This window comes from Pyxidicoccus fallax, assembly GCF_012933655.1.
Classification (GTDB): domain Bacteria; phylum Myxococcota; class Myxococcia; order Myxococcales; family Myxococcaceae; genus Myxococcus; species Myxococcus fallax.
Map to the genome: position 1 here is coordinate 12,029 of NZ_JABBJJ010000153.1, position 17,021 is coordinate 29,049.

Here is a 17,021-nt window from a genome sequence, read left to right on the forward strand (position 1 = left end):
GCCTTCGCCCTTGGCCGTGTCCTCCAGGATGGCCCTTGCCTCGGCGATGCGGTCCGAGCATGGCGCGGCTTTCAGGGCTGGGGGTTCGGAGGGGCCTGGACCACCTCTAAGCGGCCCAGGTCCAGGGTCAGCTGGCCTTCCATCGTCTCCAGGCCCCGCTGGCCGCGCGAGGTGAAGTAGGTCAGCGCGGCGCGGTAGGCGCCGGGGGCGCTCAGCAGCTTCTTGCGGACCACGAAGCGCAGCTCCGCGCCGGGCTTCAGCGTGAGGCGCCGGCCCTCGGGAGGCTTCTGGCCCTCCGGCGGGTGCACGTTCTCCATTCCCAACTCCATCCACAGGGAGTCGCCCTCCCGGAGCTGCTCGGCCGGCTTGTCCTTCAACACGAGCAGCCGGAGGTTGGTGCGGTCCGGAGCGTGGGGAACGAAGGGGTTCTCCGTCTCGATGGCCTGGGTCCCCACGTTGCGGAGCGTGACCTCGAAGGAGACGGGCTTCTCCAGGGGGAAGCGTGGCGAGGAGGGCGCGCCTTCTCCCCGCAGCACCCGGAGAGGCCGCGCCAGCATGTGCTCGGCGGCCTTGCGCATCTCGTTCAGCAGAGGCTCCAGGGCATCCGGGACGGCATGGAGGGGGAACGTCCGCGTGTCGATGTCCTCTCCGTCGGGGCTCTCGCCCACCGACAGCGTTTTCGTGTCGGGCGGCAGCTCGGTGGTCACCGGCATGGCGCCGAAGTCGACCGCGCCATGCAGCTGCTTCAGCCGCGCGTACGTCCCGGGGGGCAGCTCGGTCTCGTAGTAGCCAATCTCCGGCCGTCCCAGGAAGTTGTTCGACAGGTCCACGGAGCCCTTGCCCGCCGAAGAAAAGGCGGCGCCCAGGGAGCCATTCGGCAGGTCCATGAACAGCACCAGGTAACCCTTGCTCATCACGTCTCCTTCGCGCTGGGAGTGGCTGCCAGCGTCAGGTCGCCCCTGGGCGGCCGAGAGGCCCCGTTCGCGCAAAGGTCAGTCTCGCCTCGCAGCCGTTGGAACCCCCGGTCCTCGGTGAGAAGCCCCATGGACTGACGCTGGCCCGACTCAGCGCATGCCCGGGCGCTCCGCCCACTCGCGCTGCCATCGCGCGAGGGACTGGCACTGGCGCTGGACAGGCCAGTCCGGTTGGAAGCCGGTGGGCTGTCCGGAACGGACGTCCAGTTCCAGCGCCGCACGGGCTCGCGCCTTGAACGGGCTCCGTGGGTGAGCCAGCTCTTCCAAGCTGGACCGTGGGCTGTAGGGTTGGCCGAGCCGCAGCCGCGAAGCCCCTTCCAGGCGGGTGCGATGTGCCTCCCACCACCCGTCCCAGGCGGCGGCATCGGTGCTCGCCTGCGTCACCTCTCTCCCGGTGTCCTCCTCTGCCTCCGCATCCCCGGCGTCCTCATCTGGAACCCGGACCCTCTCCACCAGTCCCGCGCCCGTCATGAGCGTCAGTGCCTCGGCCGCCGCTGCGCGGACGCCGGCTTCATCGTGGCTCAGGTGCTCCAGGAGCAGCGGCACGGATGCAGGCGCTCCCAGGATGCCAAGTGCCTCCAGCACCGTCACCGTCATTCCTGGTTGCGGGCAGAGTCGGCTGAGCGTGCCGAAGTCCTGCGCATCTCCAGCCAGGGCGAGGAGCCAGGGAACCCTCGGAGGAATGGCACCCATGGCCCGAGCCGCCTGACGGCAGGCCTGCAACGCGCGGGCTGAACCGAACCGCAGGGAGGCGAGGGCCCAGGCATCCAGTTCATCGGCGGGGGACTGAGACAGCTTCCGCTCCAGCAGGGCAAGCGCGGGTCGGTGCCCCAGCTCTGACACCGCGAGTGCCGCGGCGGCGCGAACCTCCAGCTCGGCATCATCGAGCAGCGGCAGGAGCAGCGCGGCCCCACCCTCGTGGCGCTGTCCGAGGATGCGCGCGGCGGTGGCCCTCACCTCCGGGCGTGGGGTGGACAGCAGGGCTCCGAGCGCCTCGGTGAGCCTCGGAGGCTGCGCCAGGAGAAGGGCCTCGGTGAAGCACGGCAACAGCGAGGCGTCCGCCACAGCCATGCGCTCCATCACCTCGGTGAGGCCATCGCCGATGGACACGAGGGCATGGATGCCCGCGGTCAGCTCGTCCTCGGCGACCGCATCGAGCGCCTCCCGGGCGCATGCGGCCGCCACGTCACCACTGGCCTGCATGGCTTCCACATGCCGGAGGATGCGGACCTCCAGCGGCTCGAGGTCGGGCCACTCCACCCCCGCGTCATGCAGTTGGCGCCGACGCTGGGTGAGCAGGAAGGCCAGCTCCGAAAGGTGCCGCTCCTGGAACTCCCGAGGGAATTCCGGGGCGGAGGGGGACTCCAGCAGCGAGCGAGCCATGAAGTGCCCTGGGGAATGACTCAAGAAATGACCAGGGAGGTTCCGTTGGAGAGGATGTCGCTGATGCGTTCGAGTTCGCGCACCTTCGATGCGCCGACCGTCACGCCCCGGAGCCCGCCCTCATCATCCAGGCGCGCATAGAGGGCGGCATCCGGGGACTCATAGAAGCGGTAGGCGCCGCTGGACCTGGCCACGCGCTTGAAGCCCAGGCGCAGAGCGCGCTCCTCGAGCACACGGAGCAGCGCGGCGGGAGTGGAGAGGATGTTCGGCTCCTGCTGTCTGTGCCCCGTGGACGGGGTGAGCAGCCGCTGATGCTCGAGCGCCTCCATCCGCTTCTCGGAGAAAGCGAGGGCGAGGAGGAAGTCACTCAGCGAGGGGTCCAGCGGGTAGAAATAGGTCTCCTTCGAGAACTCCCCCATGCTTGGGAACCGCACGACAGGACAGTCCCTGGCGCCCGGCCGGGGGCACTCCAGGTAGTAGTCCATCTGAGGGTCGTCCTCCTGAATGGCGAGGAGGATGTAGCCCGGAGGCGGAGTCCATTCTCCGCTCCTGTAGAACTCCGTGATGCGTTCGATGTGGAAGTCGACGCCCTCGACCTCGAGCCCGCCCATGTTCCTGCCCATGCGGGCGAGGAATTCACGGTGACACTCGGAGAGGGGCTGTCCGGCGAGCTCCTCGAGGTCAGCGATCTCCTCCGGGCTGGCGCCCCGGACCTTCCGGGAATAGCCCGGGTCATACCGCTCGACGAGGGTGAAGAAGTCCTGGAGCATGGGTTCCTGGTTCCTCATGGTTTCAAGGGCACGGGCGCTCCCCGCACAGCAGGCAGGGGACGGCGCTCTGGCAGGTCCGGCAGGAGGGGACCGTGTCTCCATCACGGAACTGATGTTTGACCGTCTTCCCGTTCCTCCGGTAGCGCACCCGGACCTTCTTCTGGGAATCCGTGGGGGAGTAGAACTGCTCGGTCATGAGGTGGGGCCTGTGGCCGGCCTTCTGCATGGACTGAATCAGCTTGGGGGCCGCGCAGACGCCGAAGGGGTTGTTGTTCTTTCCTGGCAGCGTGGTGCTCAGGTTCCTCAGCCGTTGTTCCTCGTCGGCGGGAATCGGGCCCATGGCATTCACGAGGGGGGAGGTGACGGGGCCGGCCAGCTTCCAGCCCAGGGACTGCACCGCGGCCCTGAAGCCATCCGTTTCCGTCCCCGACATCGCGGCGTGGATTTCGGTGCCGCACCGGCACACCAGGACGCCAATCATGAAGCCGCCTCCCTTCCGGAGCACGCGCGTCTTGCCAATCTGTCCGCTGAGCGTCCGAATCTGCGTGGACAAGGCCTTGGTATCCCCACCCTGCTCCTTCAGCTGCGCCATCCGGGTCTCCAGTTCCTTCACGAGCAGAAGGGTGTTGGCCTTGGTCGTCGCATGCTCATGGATGAGGTGGTCGGTCCCGCGGCCGCCGTCGGCATTCCTGTGCTCCTGACCGTAGACATGTGGCGGGGTGTGTCCGGCTCATCAGCCACCGTCCAGACCTACAAGTTCATGGTTCCGGAGGGAAGCGAGCAACTCGATGTGAGGCTCGGAACCGATGCCTGGCTCCCCTACGGCGGCGTCACTGTCGCTGCCAGGAGGAGTAACCCGCTGACAGCTACCGAGCATGAATGCGTCTCGACGCCAGGGACCCAGACGCGCTGCGGGATCTGGAGGCCCGAGCCGGGCCTCTGGTACGTCAGCGTGAGTCCCACTGAAGGGAACGGCGGGTACCACGACATGTGGCTCGTCCCCGAGGTTCGGTAGGTCCTCGCCGCTGACCGGCGCGCCACGGGTGGCTTCTGCGTGGCGCGCCTTGTTGGGAATGGCTGCCCCCCTACTTCGTCGCTTGAGAGTCCTGCCGAGCGGGTAATCGCTTCTTGACGTCGGGCAGGAACGGGGCCGACCTTCGCGGGCGGCCTTGATGGCCAGTTTGAAGTCGAGGTCGCCATAGCGGTGAGCACCGCTGGGGTCGAAGAAGCCTGCTCCGTTCCCCTCCCCTTCGTTCCCGATGTTCGGCTCCAGCGTCTCCCAGATATTGCCCGGCGCGTAGAGCAAGGACTGCACGCCTCAGTCTGCGTGGATTTGGGCGTACGAACCGAGGAAGGTCGCCCTTGCCCGGAGTCCGCCCATGGCACTGAGGACGGCGTTGTGGTACCCGTACTGTCCGAAGAGCCAGTCGCCCACGAAGACCGAGCCTTCGACGAAGGCTCGCGCCCCGTTGCCGAACGAGAGCGTCCGCGCCTGGAGGTCTCCCCGGACGATAACGAGCCCGGGGAGATACCTGTCGGTCCACAGGTGGAGGAGGACAGACGATTCGAGAGGACCGTCGACCAGAACGACATAGAGGCCGTTGCCCATGTCGATGTCTCCGGAACCGTTGACGCCCCCGTCGATGATGCGGACCGGGCCGGGAGGAGGTCCATTCGAGAGATCGAACTCCTCGAGCTCCGGCTCCCACCAGTGAAGGTGGAGGTGCGAGTGGAACTCCGCGAAGGTCGTCTCCCGGACGAGGTTTTCGAGTCGAGCGGTGGGCATGAAACACATCATGCCTGGATGCGCGCTGGGCGGCGTGGCCATTGAATTCAACGTGCTCGAGTCCGGGATTCCGGCCGATAGCATCAAAGTCGTCGATGATACCGTGTACGTGGCGGCGACACCCACGTGAGCCTTGGGGCGTCCCGGGATCGGCTGCCGAGCTAGCCGAGGGGAGATGCGCCATTGAGGGCGCGTGCTTCATCACGGATGGGCTGTGTGGCTCACGCCTATACCGTGCGCGGGTCGGCCAGCACCGTCCTCCCAGTCCAAGTGGAGTCGGCGCTGTTGACGACCAAGAGTCGGTCGTTGTTGTCGATGTATGGCACCAAGTGGTTGTAGACGTCGGTAGCGGTGCCGGTCACGGAGACCGCCCACACGGACTCGAGGACGCGCTTGGCGCCCAGTGCGGCGAGGCGGCCCCACAGTGACTCGTAGTTCTTCCCAGGCGCCCGCAGGTCGTACGTCACATAAAACAGTGTCACGTTAGTCCTCCTTCTGTTCTCACCTCATGGTGAAAGATGGCTGATCGTTCGATCCGAAGAGCGGAGTTTGCTACCCCCCGGGGTTGCGGCCTGCTTGGTCGGCACACAGACTCGCCACCGTCGCCGGAGTGAGCCGGGTGGGCAGCCTCACCTAGGCGGCTGCAGCATCAGGTCCACTGGCAATCTGTGCGGAGCGTGTCGGGATCCAGCGCCGCGAAGCTCTCGTTCAAAACGATCCCCTCCGCTCGCTGGAGCAGGGCCCGGGCGATGAAAAGCTGGTTCCGTTCACCGTGCGAGAGCTGCCAGCTCGTTTCACCCACCATCTGGTTGAGCCCCGCCAGTATCCGGTCCAGCAGCGGCCCAGGATCAGCTCACGGTACAGAGCCTCCTCCTCTGCTATCTCCGCGGGCCAGCTCCGTCCCGCCAGCAGGTTGAAGCAGGGTGAAGGCCCGGTCTCCCCGAGATCCTTCCCAGACTCGTACTTCGCGGATTCCGACGATAATGAAGAGCAGCGAATCTCCGTCGAAGCGGTCGGTTCGCAGACGGCGGCGCCAATCGGCGATGTCAGTAGAAGAGGGGCCTGGGATGGGTTCCGGGTGAGTGTGCCACTCGCCCAGGTACTGGCAGGTGCCCCTTGAGGCTGCCCATCGTGCATCGATCACCTGCTGGTGGCGTGAGTGGCTCCGACGGAAGAAGAAGGGCAGGCGCCAGTCCCCTGCCATAGGGATTGTCACCTCATCGACCACTACGTCCCGACAGCCCACGATGTAGCGGCCCAGCAGTACTCCGCCTGCTTCGGGATGACAGGTACGTGTCTGCCGGAATGCAAGCATCTGCGAGAGCGCTGCCGGATCGAGCTTCACACGGGTGCCGTCCATGCGGCAGAACACGAGCTCCTTACTAGGGGTCATTTAGTGCATACCGGGCAGTCGGATCGAAGGTACGTGAGCCCATCCTCGCTGAACTCGCCGGAGAGAGCTCTGAAGCGGGGCGTGACCTCGAAGCCTGCTTGCAGGAATGTCGAAGGATCCCCCTTCCATGAGATGAGCGGGGCACTCTCGATCTTGTGCCGCAGCACGCGTAGCGCGAGGCGTCCGGCCGCCTCGGCCGTGCGTTGGGCATCGAGATCCGCGAAGGGGAGATGCGCACTTCCGCAGCCGAGCATGTCTCCCGTGTATATTTCTCCCGGAGCCGCGAAGGCGGCTCGATTCTCCAGTGGAGCATCGGGATGAACGCGGTGGTAGAGACACTCGAGACAACCGCGGGCGGGGGTGTCTGCCCTGTGGACATGGGTCACGAGCGCATGTCCTCCAAGCCCAAGAGGCTCTAGCCACGCGAAGATTACGGGAGGGTGCGTGGCGGATGACCAGATCCATTCATTTAGGTGCAGTTCGATCGTGGGCTCGCCCAAGGCGGAGATGACGAGATCTTGGTCTCGCAGCACGTCGGGCTTCTCCACGAGGAATCTTTCGATCCGCATCTGGTAGGGAGCCACTGTGACGTAGGGGACGAGGCGTTCAATCTCCTGCTTCAGCCCTTTCACCTTCGGCTCGTGCTCCCAGGCCATTCCGCACACATGCCGGTACGCGTTCTCCATGCCGAACCGGTCCGGATCGAGCAGCGAGATTTGGCCAACGCCCGCGCGTGCGAGGATTAGCGCCAAGTATCCTCCCACGGCACCACATCCAGCGATAAGGACACGCCGCTCATGAAGCTTCGTGCTGGCTCCACCACGAGGTGCAAGGAAAGCTCGGTCTCGTCGCAGGAGTTCGACAGGGCGGACCCGTCCCCGAGACTGTTCATCTCTTAGCGGATGGCTCCCTTGAATCTCCTCGAGATTGACACCCAGGAGGGCGCGGTCGCCTTGTGGACGACGCACCCCGAGCACCACGAATTCTTCGCTCTTATCGAGGCGTGCCAACAGTCTCGCCAGGGTGCGCCGATCCTGCTCAGGCAGCGCACCCACGTACTTCCGGAGTCCTTCGAGGGTCGCCAACTCTTTAGGATTGAATGCTGGATTTGCAGCGACAGGATCAATCGGAACATAGATTGCATTGCGGTGGGTCGCGCCGCTGGAACTCCGCCGTGCTAGCGACTGGCCATAGACTTCAGGGTTGTCCGCGACGGCCGAGAGCGTTCCCTTGTAGAAGAGCACAGTAGTGGGGTGCGGGTGATCATTCGCGTCGACGACGCAGCCGATGCGGCTGTCCGCCAGGTGACGCCAGTAGGCAACGGCTTCCTGCGCGAACTCCTCGGCAAGCTTCCCTGTGTTTCTGCCAGTGAGGAGAGTGCGGAGTAGTCTTCTGACCCGCTCCACGGATTCCTGGATGATGTGCCAGGAGTCACGACGGTCGAGCAGGAGGTTAGCCTCTGATTCGAAGCAGAGCTTGCCATCACTAGAGACATGAGGGAGTTCGAGCGGAGGAATAACGCTCTCGATGGCGATCTCTGGCAGGTGCAGCGGAAATGAGCGCGTCAGGCCAACACGCAGTTGGATCGCATGTCCCTCAATGGTCATGCGTCCGCCCGCCGCGCTCTCCACGTTTCGAGCTTTCCTCCACATCAACGCTTGCGTGGGAGGCAGGATATGAGCCTCTTCGAGCAGAGAGGTATGAACGAGGTGCTCGAGGAGGCTCATGTGGTCCTGAACTGGCAGAGTCTCGGGAGAGCGCATCATGTGAGTCAGGCTGAGACTCCTCCAGAGGAGATGGCACGGCCTCGGGGCTGCCCGGTGTCGTCCTTGTCAGGGACAGGGAACTCCTCGCCGAACTCTTTCCGCATCAGCTTGCAGGCGACGACTGGATCCGACTCCTTCGCTACTTCCGCGAGTCGGTCCCGGAGTTGCATCAGGCGCTCTCGGAAGGTCGTCATCTGCCCGTCGGTCATGCGTGTGAAGATGTCTTTTCTAGGGGCGACCGGGACATTTACCGAAAGCCGGTATAGCTGGGAGCCGTCCTCCTTTGAACCAACTTGTTGGAACCGATTAATCAGCAGCATAACGAAGGCCTGCATCGCCTCGAGATCATTGAAGGTGGTCTTCTTGGCGAAGTCGTCACGAGTGAGACGAGGCGAGAACCACATGCCTGCAGCGACCGTGAGGCCGATCCCCGAAGGGGCATTGTTCCCGTCCGTCTTGAACTTTTCCGTCTTCCAGCGCTTGAGCGCGCGGATCACCCTCAAGAACTGCTGCTGCTCGTCATCCATCGAGAAGCGGTTCTCGACCCACTTGCCGAGCCCGATGGGGTCGGATTCCTCCCACGAACGGTCGTTCTCGGCGGCATTGCGCTTACCCTTGGCCAAAAAGAGTTTCCGGTCTGGGCTCTCAGGATCGTCATAGGTGTAGACGGCGAGGTCGACATGGTAGGCCTGCTCACCGTCGAGCTTGTAGTACACAGTGACACAGGAGCGGCGGATGTCCGTTCCGATCTCGGTGTGACCCTCCAACGCATCCGCAACCTTGATCTTCAAGGCCACCGGATTCGGGTATTCCGTTTTGGAGCAGTTGAAGCGCAAGCCTACGTCGATGTCGTAGTCACCATCTGCGGGCTGGATGCCCGTGCCCATCTGATAGCTACCCTGATTGAGGGGATCGAAGCTGGGAATGTCTTCGCCCTCCCGTCGCTGTGCAGCGAACTTTTCGCGGAGCCGGTTCAGGATGGCGTCACGCTTCTCACGGAGCATCTTATTCTCGTCGAACCGTTTGAGTCGGATGTTGCTGTCGAACTGCTCGATCTGCGTCTGGATGTTGGCCATGTTCAGCTCTCCTCGTCGGATGGATAAATAGGTAGACGGACTGCGGGATCTGCCAGCAGCCAGGCGTTTGGACGCACAATGTCAACCATCACCGTGTGCGCATTCGCTGGGCCTTCACCCTCCTCGTTATTTGAAGATCTTGATGGAACGCCGACCCTCGAATGCCGCCTGTAGATTGAGCCGCCACTTGTAGCGGGGTCGCTCCGAGGGAAGGCCGTAGTTGTAGATGAAGCACTCCGGCAACCAGCTCGCAGTGAGCGTGTCTCCTAGGTAGAAGGCTAGGCTTACGGGGACGGCAGCGAAGAGGTGCACGCTCTCCGGACGGCGATCCGGGTCCCGGTTCGAGGTGATATGCTTGTTGAGCGTCTCGCGAATCACCTGCACGTAGGCCTTGAGTTGCTCTTCGCGCCGCACGCTGCCCCGCCCTGTCGTCACGAGCGAGAAATGCAGGTCCAACATTACGTCCGAGTCAGGAAGCACGTGCCGACAGTCATCCAGGCTAACGAGCGCAGACACCGAAACGCGAATCCGGGCGGCATTACCAGTCCCTTGTGTCTGCACGTCCACGTTTAATGGCGGAGATGGGGTGGCCGATTCGGAACCCCACTGGAACCGGTCCGAGACGTATTCGAAAACGTGCACTTGGCGATTCTTGGCCAAGTATCCCGCTAGCACCGCCAATGGCACGAACGGGAAGCCGTAATAACCGATATCGGCATCCTGCTCATTGAAGGTACGCCGGAGGTCGCCATCTCGCGCCGCCAGCCGTTTTACCTCCGCCTCCAGGTTCCTCCAGTCGCGCTGTTCCAGCCCCACCGTCTGGTCGATGGATACGATGCGAGGCTCCCGACCCGCGAAGAGCGTGGGCGCATCGGCCTGCCGGGGCTGTTCGGTTACCTTCTTGTAGGCCTCGTGGCGGATGAAGATGAGCGGCCGTTTCGATGGAACCGGCGCGGGCGGCGGCTCGCTGAAGGGGGGGCGCCTGTCCTGGGCCCGGCCACCGCTCTCTTCCGTCTGAGCCGACGAGTTCGACAGTGGCGGCTGGATCAGCACTCCCGCTGCCCCGGCGCGCATGTACAGGGCCGGGGTGCACCATTCGAATGAGTCTGGCACTTTCGACCGTATGGCCAACCGGCCTTCGGTGACCGCGTCATCGATCGGGACCCCCTTCGCGAGGAAGGTGTAGAACTCCTCGGTAAAAGCCATCGCCGCCCGATCGGAGATCGAGAACTGCATGGCGATGACCGCGGCGACCCCCTGGGAGACCAGCGCTCCAGCGACGCTTCCGTGGCCACTGATCGACAACGTCCCGCGCGCCGACTGGCACGTGTTGAGGACCACCAGGCCCGGAGCGGGGCAACCGCTGAAGAGCTCTGCGATGTCTTGCGCGCGCAGCAGGGCGGGGGCACCCTTCTCATCCCGCAGGTAGACCCACCCGTTCCCGGTGTTCTCATCCACCTTGCCGTGCCCCATGAAATGAAGCATATGAGGGCTGAAGTCGCGGAGCTTGCGCCGCAATTCCTGCCGGGTGGGCATGTCTAAAGACTCGCATTGGACGTCAGCGTTGCCTGACAAAGCATCAATGATGCTGGTCTGCTCCGACGCAAGCTGGAGACCTCCATACCCTCGCGCTCCAGCGCGAATCAGCAACACTCGCCAAGGTCGAACAAACGCCCGGGGCTGAGACGGCTGTCTCACGTCTAGTGCGCGGACGATTGAGAGACGATGGTCCAATGCCGCAGGGTGACTCATGGAGACGGGCGGCATCCACAAGACATCCCAGGGAAACTCGGCGAGCCACGCGAGTTCTGAGTTACAAGGGTCGAAGTGCAGGAAGAAGCGAAGCCGTTGTTGTTGCTCATCGGACGAGAAGAGCACGCTGCCAAGCGAGAGCGTCAGAACCTCGCGTACTTGGCCCGATGGGCAGATTGCCTCGTACAATTCCTCGCCGAGTCGCTTGAGCCCATCGTCAATTTCAGCGTCACGTGCTCTCGACTGCATCAATGCGGCCTGAATCTGGCATCGCAGTTCCCGTAAGCGAGACAGCGGAAGGTGCAGCGACGTAGGCGCGCTGGCGCTACCGACAGAAGCTGAATCCACGGCGACCCGGTACGAATCCGCCCCGCTCTGCGTGAAGCGTAGGTGAAAATCTTTGTAGCTGTTCATGGAGTGCGCGTGAGGAACTGGTTTCAGGGCTTGAGTCGAGTCTTGGCGCAACGTCGTGCGGGTTCGTGCCAGAAGAATTCACGACGAATCTTGGGCACGAAGGCGACAGCACGCTACCTGAATGATGTTTACGCGGGAGCGTAAACAATTTCCTGAAATGGCTGACGGGACATTGCTTCTCCCGTTGTTTATTTTGAGAGTGTCATGAACGGACTGAGTTCCAAGATCGTCGCCGAGACGAACGTGCTCGCCGCGGAGTACAGGCGGAAGTTCATCGGAGATCCAGAGGGCGAGTTGCGCGCCTGGCTCGAGATCGCGGCGCGCCGAGAGGCGCTCGTGTACTACGTGTATAGCGAGGCTCAACGCCATGAGCGTCTCCCCAACTCGGAGAGTGGGGCGGAGCGCGCGGCCTGGGATACGTTGACGGAGATCTGGCAACAGGAGGCGAAACACAAGGAGTTGACACGTGCGCGCCTAGCCTCCGGGCTGATGAGCCTCGGGAACGGGCCGTTGTCTCCCGCGTGGCTTCAGGTCATCGGTGAGGTCGAGGGTCGGATGCTGTGCAGGCTGACGCCGGCGCGGCCGAGCTTGGGCCAGACCCTTGCCCGACTCTTTCTCATGGCCGGTGCTGCGATCGCCCCAGGAGCCGTGCCGTCCTTCGCGCGGGAACTCGACACGATGAATGCGCGCGCCTTCTTTGAGCTCGCGGCAACGTTGGAGCTGACCGCTAAACAGGCCTACTGGCGGATGGGCGAGTTGCTGAAAGAGCTCCTGGCGAAGCGCGAGGAACCCTCCGTGCAACTTCAAGGGCTCCAGCGCGAGTTGCACCTAACGTACGACGACGAGGACTTCCACGAGAGGGCCTTCCTCTGGATGACTACCTGGATGGATGCCGCCGGACGGTTCAAGCGTGGGTTGAGTGAACGGGAGTGCGTCCAGCAGATCATCGATCTGCTGCCACAGGCGCCGGAGCCCATCCGGGGGACCGAGCCTCGCGAGAATGCGCTCTACGTGGTGACGGATGGAGGGGTTGGCGCACTCGCCAAGCGGCACGGCATCGAACTCGTGGTGGTTCCGAAGGAGTAGTTCATGTTCAACGCGAGCAGTGAATGGCTGGACGGGATGCGGAGCGTTGGTGACCCTGGCGTGGACGAGTTGGTCGCCGAGCATGCCGTGACTCAAGGCCCGGAGTCGCTGGATCGCTTGCTGCGGGAGTTGTTTCGCACCCAGCGGATGCCAGAGGCCGATCCATTGGTGCGTCGCTACCTGTTAGCGCTGCCCAAGATCGACCTCGTGGATCGGGACGTTATCGCCAGAGGGCAGCACCTCTTCGAACTCTATGGACCGGAGGTGCTCATGATCCTGGGCTCATATTCCCTGCCTCTGGCTTACGCCGCGGGCAACGGCGTCCAAGTAGTTTATCGTTCACGCCGGCTAAAAGACGATCCCATCCGTCGTCTCTGCGACACGGCGCAGATGGTTGTGAATGTCATGCAGCCCGGTGAATTAGAGGAAGGACGGGTGGGTTGGCTCGCAACGCGCAAAGTCCGGCTGATTCATGCGCTCGTGCGACGGCGCGTCCAGTTGGACGCCGCCAACCCTTGGCGCGCGGAATGGGGGGGGCCGATCAATCAGGAGGATCAGGCTGGAACGTTGCTGACCTTCTCCATCGCCACCTTGCACGGGCTTAGGCGAATGGGGGCGAGGGTGACATCGGCGGAAGCAGACGCTTACATCACGGCATGGTCTGCGGTGGGGCGTCTCCTTGGAGTGGACCCCTCGCTCCTGCCCTCAAGTGAGGAGGAGGCGACCCTCCTGGCGGTGCGGATAGGCGCACGCCAAGTTCGCCCCACGCCCGAAGGACGTCAATTGGCGGCGCAGTTGCTGAGTTCGGTGCAGACGCTGTTCCCTGTCCCGGGTTATGCCGCGAGCCTTACCCATTTCTTTCTCCAAGATACGGTCTTTGGAAAGAACGTGGCCGCAGCGCTGGAACTCCCGAAGGCGGACTGGACGAATTGGCTTGTGACGGTCAGGGCGGCCCAGAAGAGGATGATCCTGCGCTGGCTGGACTGGGTTCCGGGGGCGCGACGACGTCGCAGCTGGGTGGCCAAGCAGTTCGCCCAGCGCATGATTCTCCACAAGCGCCCGGATGCGGATACTCCCTTCGAGGTACCGCCGACCTTCAGGGGGGGTTGGGGCCTGCATGCGGACCGGTAGCGTTGTTGCGTCAATCTGCTTTGGCACGAGCCGCGCTACGGCAGACTTCTAGCAACTCCTTCCGGCTGCGGACACCCAGTTTCTCCTTCGCCCGTCCCAAGAGCACGCGCACCGTCGAGGGAGCGATTCCCAATTCATAGGCGATCAGCTTGTCATGGTGCCCGAGTTGAGCGTACCCGACGATTTCCTTCTCCCGCTTGCTCAATAGCGCCGGACCGGGTGCGGTGGGCTCATTCTGGCGCGCGACGATGTAGCGCGTGCCGTTCTGCTCTATCTGGTCTACCAGCGACCAGCGTCCGGCCACGAGCGCCTTCCTGATCGCCAGTGATTTCTCCGGGTCCTTTGTCCGGAGGGGCCCCCGCGACTTCTCAAGCATCAGCACCGCGTGCCGCAAAAGGTCGCGGGCGTGCTCGCTTCGCGCTTCCCCGGTCGCGTCATGGATCTTGCCGCTGGAGTCGAAGATGGCTTCGGGTTCGGCGCCGGCCTGCCCCGCCGGAAGCCCCTTCAGCGCGTGTCTCAAGCGAACGGCGGTGGAGAGGTGTGCTGCGATACGTCCCCATTGCCGCACCTGCGCCGCCGACGCCCGGGTGAGCCGAGACCGGCCCGCATGAAACCCACAGCCCCGTCCAGAAGGCTCGGCGGCGGTGATCCAGAAGGAGTCGTACATCCCGAACTTCTGGGCGTACCGCTTCATGTGCGGTTCATCCAAGAATTCCCGCCGCATACCCATCATCTGGCTGCCGGTGATGCAGGGCCCCATGCGGAAGGGCCGTTGGCGGATTTCGGGATCCATGGTCTGGAAGATGGTCGGGTAAATCGCGGCGAGCTTGTCCGGAATGCCTAGATGGCACCGTTGCACCACCTTCGGCAGGCCATCTCCCAGTTGGTAGAACTCGAAAGCGGCCACTCCGAAACCGTCGTCGAGATGAGGAAGCACTGCCTCCGCAAGCCCCGCCAACCACGCGGCGTCCTCCAGATCCACGCAGTAGGCGGCCTCCACGATGCTCAATAGGTCAGCTTTGGCCATGCAACTGCCCCCTAGCAGACCTCAATTATACGACAGCCGGGCGTCGGCGTGGCTTGACCCAAGTGGGGATCGGCTACCCCCAACGGGGTAGAGTTGAAGGAACAAGAGGAGAGCCTAATTAGGGGGACCGCCTGGCGCGATGATGGTGTTCTCATCCTCCACCATGGCGGGTGGTAACTGGCCCTCGTTCATGGGCCAGAAACGCCCCGGCTTATTGCTGGCCCCTATCAGCGAACTCAGAGTGTCCTCTTGCAGCCTGTTGAAGAAAATCTGCGCGGGGAGCCCGAGAGAGCGCCTGCCTCACTCTCGCGACCATTTTGAGATGGTCGCTTGTAGTGGCGGGCAGTCCTTGCGCCCTACGCAGCCGCCAAGCGAGCCATCTGCATCAGGTTGTAGGCAGCCCCGACGAAATAGGTGCCCATCAGCGTCCTCTCCCGCCCTCGGAGGCGCGTCTTGCGAAAGTTGCCCACCGTCCTCATCCAGCCCCCAATCTCCTCGATTCGTTTCCGGGCTCGCTGGCTCAGGCCGTAGCCCTCGGTGCCAGTGGTGCGTGCGGCGATGGCCGAACGATGTCGAGCGCTGAGGTTCTGCGCGACATGGGGCGTGACGACCAAGTGCCGACATTCGGCCACGAAATCCTTTGTGTCGTAGCCCTTGTCAGTCCCCGCCGTGACGCGTCTCGTTCCTGGCACGGTCTTGTGCAGCATGCCAATGGACGCATCTCGTTCCGCGGTCCCTGTGGCCTCCAGTAGGCGCAGGTCGATGAGAATCCCATGCCGGTTCTCCATCAACTCATTGAGCGAGTAGCTTCGCTTCCATTGGGGACAACGCCGCCAGGGCCGCATCGGCCATGTCCTTCACCCGCCGAAGTGGGTGGTCCTTCGCAACGCGCTCCCCGGGCGTCATTAGGCTTAACATCGTCGCTTGCTGCTTCGGCATCCCACGACTTCCTCAACAGCCTGCCAGAGACACCAGAGAGGCACACCGAGGGCACATGAGGCCAAAGAAAAAGCCCAGCAACCCGGTGAGGTTGCTGGGCTTCTGAATGTGGAGGCGGCGGGAATCGAACCCGCGTCCGAAAGTCTTCCGCTCTTCGACCCTACGTGCGTAGTCCGCGATTTGCTACGTCCCGGAGTCTCCCACGGACGGGATACTCCGAGCCGGTCCTGGAAAGGTCTCGCCACCTCGGGTCCAGGCACCCTCGGCAGCCAGCCCGCATTATGACGGTCCGTCCCAACCCCACGGGCCGAGAGCTGGGGGACCGCGCACTAGAAACTGTTTTTAGGCAGCCAGCGCGAGCTCAACGTTGTCGTTGGCTTTTGTGTCTTTGCCGGGTTGGATTTACGAGCTACCTGACAAGCTCGGCACGCGTCTCGAACTTCAATACCCCCGTCGAAACCAGGTCGCCCCCGGTAGGTTCACTGCCACTGCGACCAACCTTCACCACGACTGCCACTGCCGCGCGGTCCACTTCAACCGCGCCACCTCACATTAACCGCTGACGGGGGTCCGTCAATCCTCCTGACCGTGCCGCCCCGCACTTTGGCGCACGCCTCCGGACACTCCCGTCACTCCCCGCACCCCCAACGACCGGGCCGTCGTAGGGTCGCCTCCCCGCCGGGTCTGTCTCCCGGCCACGAGGAACCCGAATGAGACGACTGCTCACCCTCCTCCTGCTCCTGCTGGGCACCGCCCTCCCGGCCGCCGCCCAGTCCGGCCCCTCCGCCTCCTTCCCCTACACCCTCAAGACGGACCGCCTGCCCAACGGCCTCACCGTCGTGCGCGTCCCCTACCCGTCCCAGGGAATCATCGCGTACCTCACCGTCGTCCGCGTCGGCTCGCGCAACGAGGTGGAGCCCGGCAAGACCGGCTTCGCCCACTTCTTCGAGCACATGATGTTCAAGGGCACGAAGAAGAACCCCGAGGGCACCCGTGAGCGCGTCATGGGCACCTTCGGCTTCGACGACAACGCGTTCACCTCGGACGACGTCACCGTCTACTACTCCTACGGTCCCGCCGCCGGCCTCCCGCAGCTCATCGAAATCGAGGCCGACCGCTTCCAGAACCTCGAGTACGCCGAGCCCGCCTTCCAGACGGAAGCGCTCGCCGTGCTCGGCGAGTACCACAAGAACGCCGCCGCGCCGTTCCTCAAGATGGAGGAGGAGCTCAACGCCGCCGCCTTCACCCGCCACACCTACCGCCACACCACCATGGGCTTCTACGAGGACATCAAGGCGATGCCCCAGGCCTATGAGTACAGCAAGACATTCTTCGAGCGCTGGTACACCCCCGACAACACCATGCTCTTCATCGTCGGCGACTTCGACGACGAGAAGGTCATGCAGCTCGTCCGCCAGCACTACGGCCCCTGGAACCGCAAGGCCGCCACCGTCAACGTCCCCTCCGAGCCCGCCCAGTCCGGCCCGCGCAACGCGCACATCGACTGGCCGCAGCCCACCCAGC

At 63.8% G+C, this 17,021-nt stretch carries 17 protein-coding genes and 1 other RNA gene; 5 read left to right on the forward strand and 13 right to left on the reverse strand.

Going from position 1 to position 17,021, the window contains the following annotated elements:
* Positions 1 to 71: 71 nt before the first annotated feature.
* The 4 genes from HG543_RS28450 to HG543_RS28465 form a co-directional block, all read right to left on the reverse strand.
* Complete coding sequence (locus HG543_RS28450; protein ID WP_169348028.1) at positions 72 to 914, reverse strand: hypothetical protein; 843 nt, start codon at positions 912 to 914, stop codon at positions 72 to 74.
* 150 nt (positions 915 to 1,064) lie between these two features.
* A complete protein-coding gene (locus tag HG543_RS28455; RefSeq protein WP_169348029.1) occupies positions 1,065 to 2,357 on the reverse strand; it encodes a HEAT repeat domain-containing protein in 1,293 nt (430 codons plus the stop codon).
* Positions 2,358 to 2,377: 20 nt separating this feature from the next.
* Positions 2,378 to 3,145 (reverse strand): SMI1/KNR4 family protein, encoded by a 768-nt coding sequence (locus HG543_RS28460; protein ID WP_169348030.1) that lies wholly within the window; start codon positions 3,143 to 3,145, stop codon positions 2,378 to 2,380.
* Between the two features lie 4 nt (positions 3,146 to 3,149).
* Positions 3,150 to 3,719, reverse strand: coding sequence for a hypothetical protein (locus tag HG543_RS28465; protein ID WP_169348031.1), 570 nt, complete (start codon positions 3,717 to 3,719; stop codon positions 3,150 to 3,152).
* Between the two features lie 51 nt (positions 3,720 to 3,770).
* Between HG543_RS28465 and HG543_RS28470 the strand changes: the two genes are divergently transcribed.
* Positions 3,771 to 4,142, forward strand: a complete 372-nt coding sequence (locus tag HG543_RS28470; RefSeq protein WP_169348032.1) for a hypothetical protein — start codon at positions 3,771 to 3,773, stop codon at positions 4,140 to 4,142.
* A gap of 303 nt (positions 4,143 to 4,445) precedes the next feature.
* Here the strand turns inward: HG543_RS28470 and HG543_RS28475 are convergent, their stop codons facing one another.
* Positions 4,446 to 4,913, reverse strand: a complete 468-nt coding sequence (locus tag HG543_RS28475; RefSeq protein WP_169348033.1) for a hypothetical protein — start codon at positions 4,911 to 4,913, stop codon at positions 4,446 to 4,448.
* On the opposite strand from HG543_RS28475, the gene HG543_RS56480 reads away from it, so the two are divergent.
* The gene (locus HG543_RS56480; protein WP_281404471.1) at positions 4,912 to 5,043 is read left to right on the forward strand and encodes a hypothetical protein; all 132 of its coding nucleotides are present in this window, start codon (positions 4,912 to 4,914) and stop codon (positions 5,041 to 5,043) included. The two genes, HG543_RS28475 and HG543_RS56480, sit on opposite strands and share 2 nt — an antisense overlap.
* Before the next feature lie 97 nt (positions 5,044 to 5,140).
* On the opposite strand, the gene HG543_RS28480 is transcribed toward HG543_RS56480, so the two are convergent.
* The 5 genes from HG543_RS28480 to HG543_RS28500 form a co-directional block, all read right to left on the reverse strand.
* Positions 5,141 to 5,395: a hypothetical protein gene (locus tag HG543_RS28480; RefSeq protein ID WP_211194230.1), complete on the reverse strand. Its 255-nt coding sequence runs from the start codon at positions 5,393 to 5,395 to the stop codon at positions 5,141 to 5,143.
* 371 nt (positions 5,396 to 5,766) lie between these two features.
* Positions 5,767 to 6,306, reverse strand: a complete 540-nt coding sequence (locus HG543_RS57045; protein ID WP_366934939.1) for a Mov34/MPN/PAD-1 family protein — start codon at positions 6,304 to 6,306, stop codon at positions 5,767 to 5,769.
* A complete protein-coding gene (locus tag HG543_RS28490) occupies positions 6,303 to 8,033 on the reverse strand; it encodes a ThiF family adenylyltransferase (protein ID WP_169348035.1) in 1,731 nt (576 codons plus the stop codon). The genes HG543_RS57045 and HG543_RS28490 overlap by 4 nt, the downstream gene beginning before the upstream one ends.
* A 44-nt stretch (positions 8,034 to 8,077) precedes the next feature.
* Positions 8,078 to 9,148: a nucleotidyltransferase domain-containing protein gene (locus HG543_RS28495; protein ID WP_169348036.1), complete on the reverse strand. Its 1,071-nt coding sequence runs from the start codon at positions 9,146 to 9,148 to the stop codon at positions 8,078 to 8,080.
* Between the two features lie 126 nt (positions 9,149 to 9,274).
* The gene (locus HG543_RS28500; RefSeq protein WP_169348037.1) at positions 9,275 to 11,314 is read right to left on the reverse strand and encodes a CHAT domain-containing protein; all 2,040 of its coding nucleotides are present in this window, start codon (positions 11,312 to 11,314) and stop codon (positions 9,275 to 9,277) included.
* 204 nt (positions 11,315 to 11,518) lie between these two features.
* On the opposite strand from HG543_RS28500, the gene HG543_RS28505 reads away from it, so the two are divergent.
* Positions 11,519 to 12,400, forward strand: coding sequence for a hypothetical protein (locus HG543_RS28505; RefSeq protein ID WP_169348038.1), 882 nt, complete (start codon positions 11,519 to 11,521; stop codon positions 12,398 to 12,400).
* Positions 12,401 to 12,403: 3 nt separating this feature from the next.
* The gene (locus HG543_RS28510; protein WP_169348039.1) at positions 12,404 to 13,531 is read left to right on the forward strand and encodes an oxygenase MpaB family protein; all 1,128 of its coding nucleotides are present in this window, start codon (positions 12,404 to 12,406) and stop codon (positions 13,529 to 13,531) included.
* A 10-nt stretch (positions 13,532 to 13,541) separates the two neighbouring features.
* Here the strand turns inward: HG543_RS28510 and HG543_RS28515 are convergent, their stop codons facing one another.
* The 3 genes from HG543_RS28515 to ssrA form a co-directional block, all read right to left on the reverse strand.
* Positions 13,542 to 14,558 carry a helix-turn-helix transcriptional regulator gene (locus HG543_RS28515; protein WP_169348040.1) on the reverse strand — a complete coding sequence of 339 codons (1,017 nt, stop codon included), beginning with the start codon at positions 14,556 to 14,558 and terminating at the stop codon, positions 13,542 to 13,544.
* 356 nt (positions 14,559 to 14,914) lie between these two features.
* Positions 14,915 to 15,265: a hypothetical protein gene (locus tag HG543_RS28520; RefSeq protein ID WP_169348041.1), complete on the reverse strand. Its 351-nt coding sequence runs from the start codon at positions 15,263 to 15,265 to the stop codon at positions 14,915 to 14,917.
* A gap of 338 nt (positions 15,266 to 15,603) precedes the next feature.
* Positions 15,604 to 15,969: a transfer-messenger RNA gene (gene ssrA / locus HG543_RS28525) on the reverse strand.
* 238 nt (positions 15,970 to 16,207) lie between these two features.
* Here ssrA and HG543_RS28530 point away from each other — a divergent pair.
* The coding region (locus tag HG543_RS28530; RefSeq protein WP_169348042.1) for a M16 family metallopeptidase at positions 16,208 to 17,021 on the forward strand (814 nt) is incomplete at its 3' end.

What these genes read in the sequence shown, in the direction of transcription:
- HG543_RS28520 (WP_169348041.1), bottom strand. Translation starts at nt 15,265, where the DNA reads ATGCTGCACAAGACCGTGCCAGGAACGAGACGCGTCACGGCGGGGACT.
- HG543_RS28515 (WP_169348040.1), bottom strand. Translation starts at nt 14,558, where the DNA reads ATGGCCAAAGCTGACCTATTGAGCATCGTGGAGGCCGCCTACTGCGTG.
- HG543_RS28500 (WP_169348037.1), bottom strand. Translation starts at nt 11,314, where the DNA reads ATGAACAGCTACAAAGATTTTCACCTACGCTTCACGCAGAGCGGGGCG.
- HG543_RS28475 (WP_169348033.1), bottom strand. Translation starts at nt 4,913, where the DNA reads ATGCCCACCGCTCGACTCGAAAACCTCGTCCGGGAGACGACCTTCGCG.
- HG543_RS28455 (WP_169348029.1), bottom strand. Translation starts at nt 2,357, where the DNA reads ATGGCTCGCTCGCTGCTGGAGTCCCCCTCCGCCCCGGAATTCCCTCGG.
- HG543_RS28510 (WP_169348039.1), top strand. Translation starts at nt 12,404, where the DNA reads ATGTTCAACGCGAGCAGTGAATGGCTGGACGGGATGCGGAGCGTTGGT.
- HG543_RS57045 (WP_366934939.1), bottom strand. Translation starts at nt 6,306, where the DNA reads ATGACCCCTAGTAAGGAGCTCGTGTTCTGCCGCATGGACGGCACCCGT.
- HG543_RS28460 (WP_169348030.1), bottom strand. Translation starts at nt 3,145, where the DNA reads ATGAGGAACCAGGAACCCATGCTCCAGGACTTCTTCACCCTCGTCGAG.
- HG543_RS28470 (WP_169348032.1), top strand. Translation starts at nt 3,771, where the DNA reads ATGCTCATGGATGAGGTGGTCGGTCCCGCGGCCGCCGTCGGCATTCCT.
- HG543_RS28465 (WP_169348031.1), bottom strand. Translation starts at nt 3,719, where the DNA reads ATGGCGCAGCTGAAGGAGCAGGGTGGGGATACCAAGGCCTTGTCCACG.
- HG543_RS28505 (WP_169348038.1), top strand. Translation starts at nt 11,519, where the DNA reads ATGAACGGACTGAGTTCCAAGATCGTCGCCGAGACGAACGTGCTCGCC.
- HG543_RS28490 (WP_169348035.1), bottom strand. Translation starts at nt 8,033, where the DNA reads ATGAGCCTCCTCGAGCACCTCGTTCATACCTCTCTGCTCGAAGAGGCT.
- HG543_RS28495 (WP_169348036.1), bottom strand. Translation starts at nt 9,148, where the DNA reads ATGGCCAACATCCAGACGCAGATCGAGCAGTTCGACAGCAACATCCGA.
- HG543_RS28450 (WP_169348028.1), bottom strand. Translation starts at nt 914, where the DNA reads ATGAGCAAGGGTTACCTGGTGCTGTTCATGGACCTGCCGAATGGCTCC.
- HG543_RS56480 (WP_281404471.1), top strand. Translation starts at nt 4,912, where the DNA reads ATGAAACACATCATGCCTGGATGCGCGCTGGGCGGCGTGGCCATTGAA.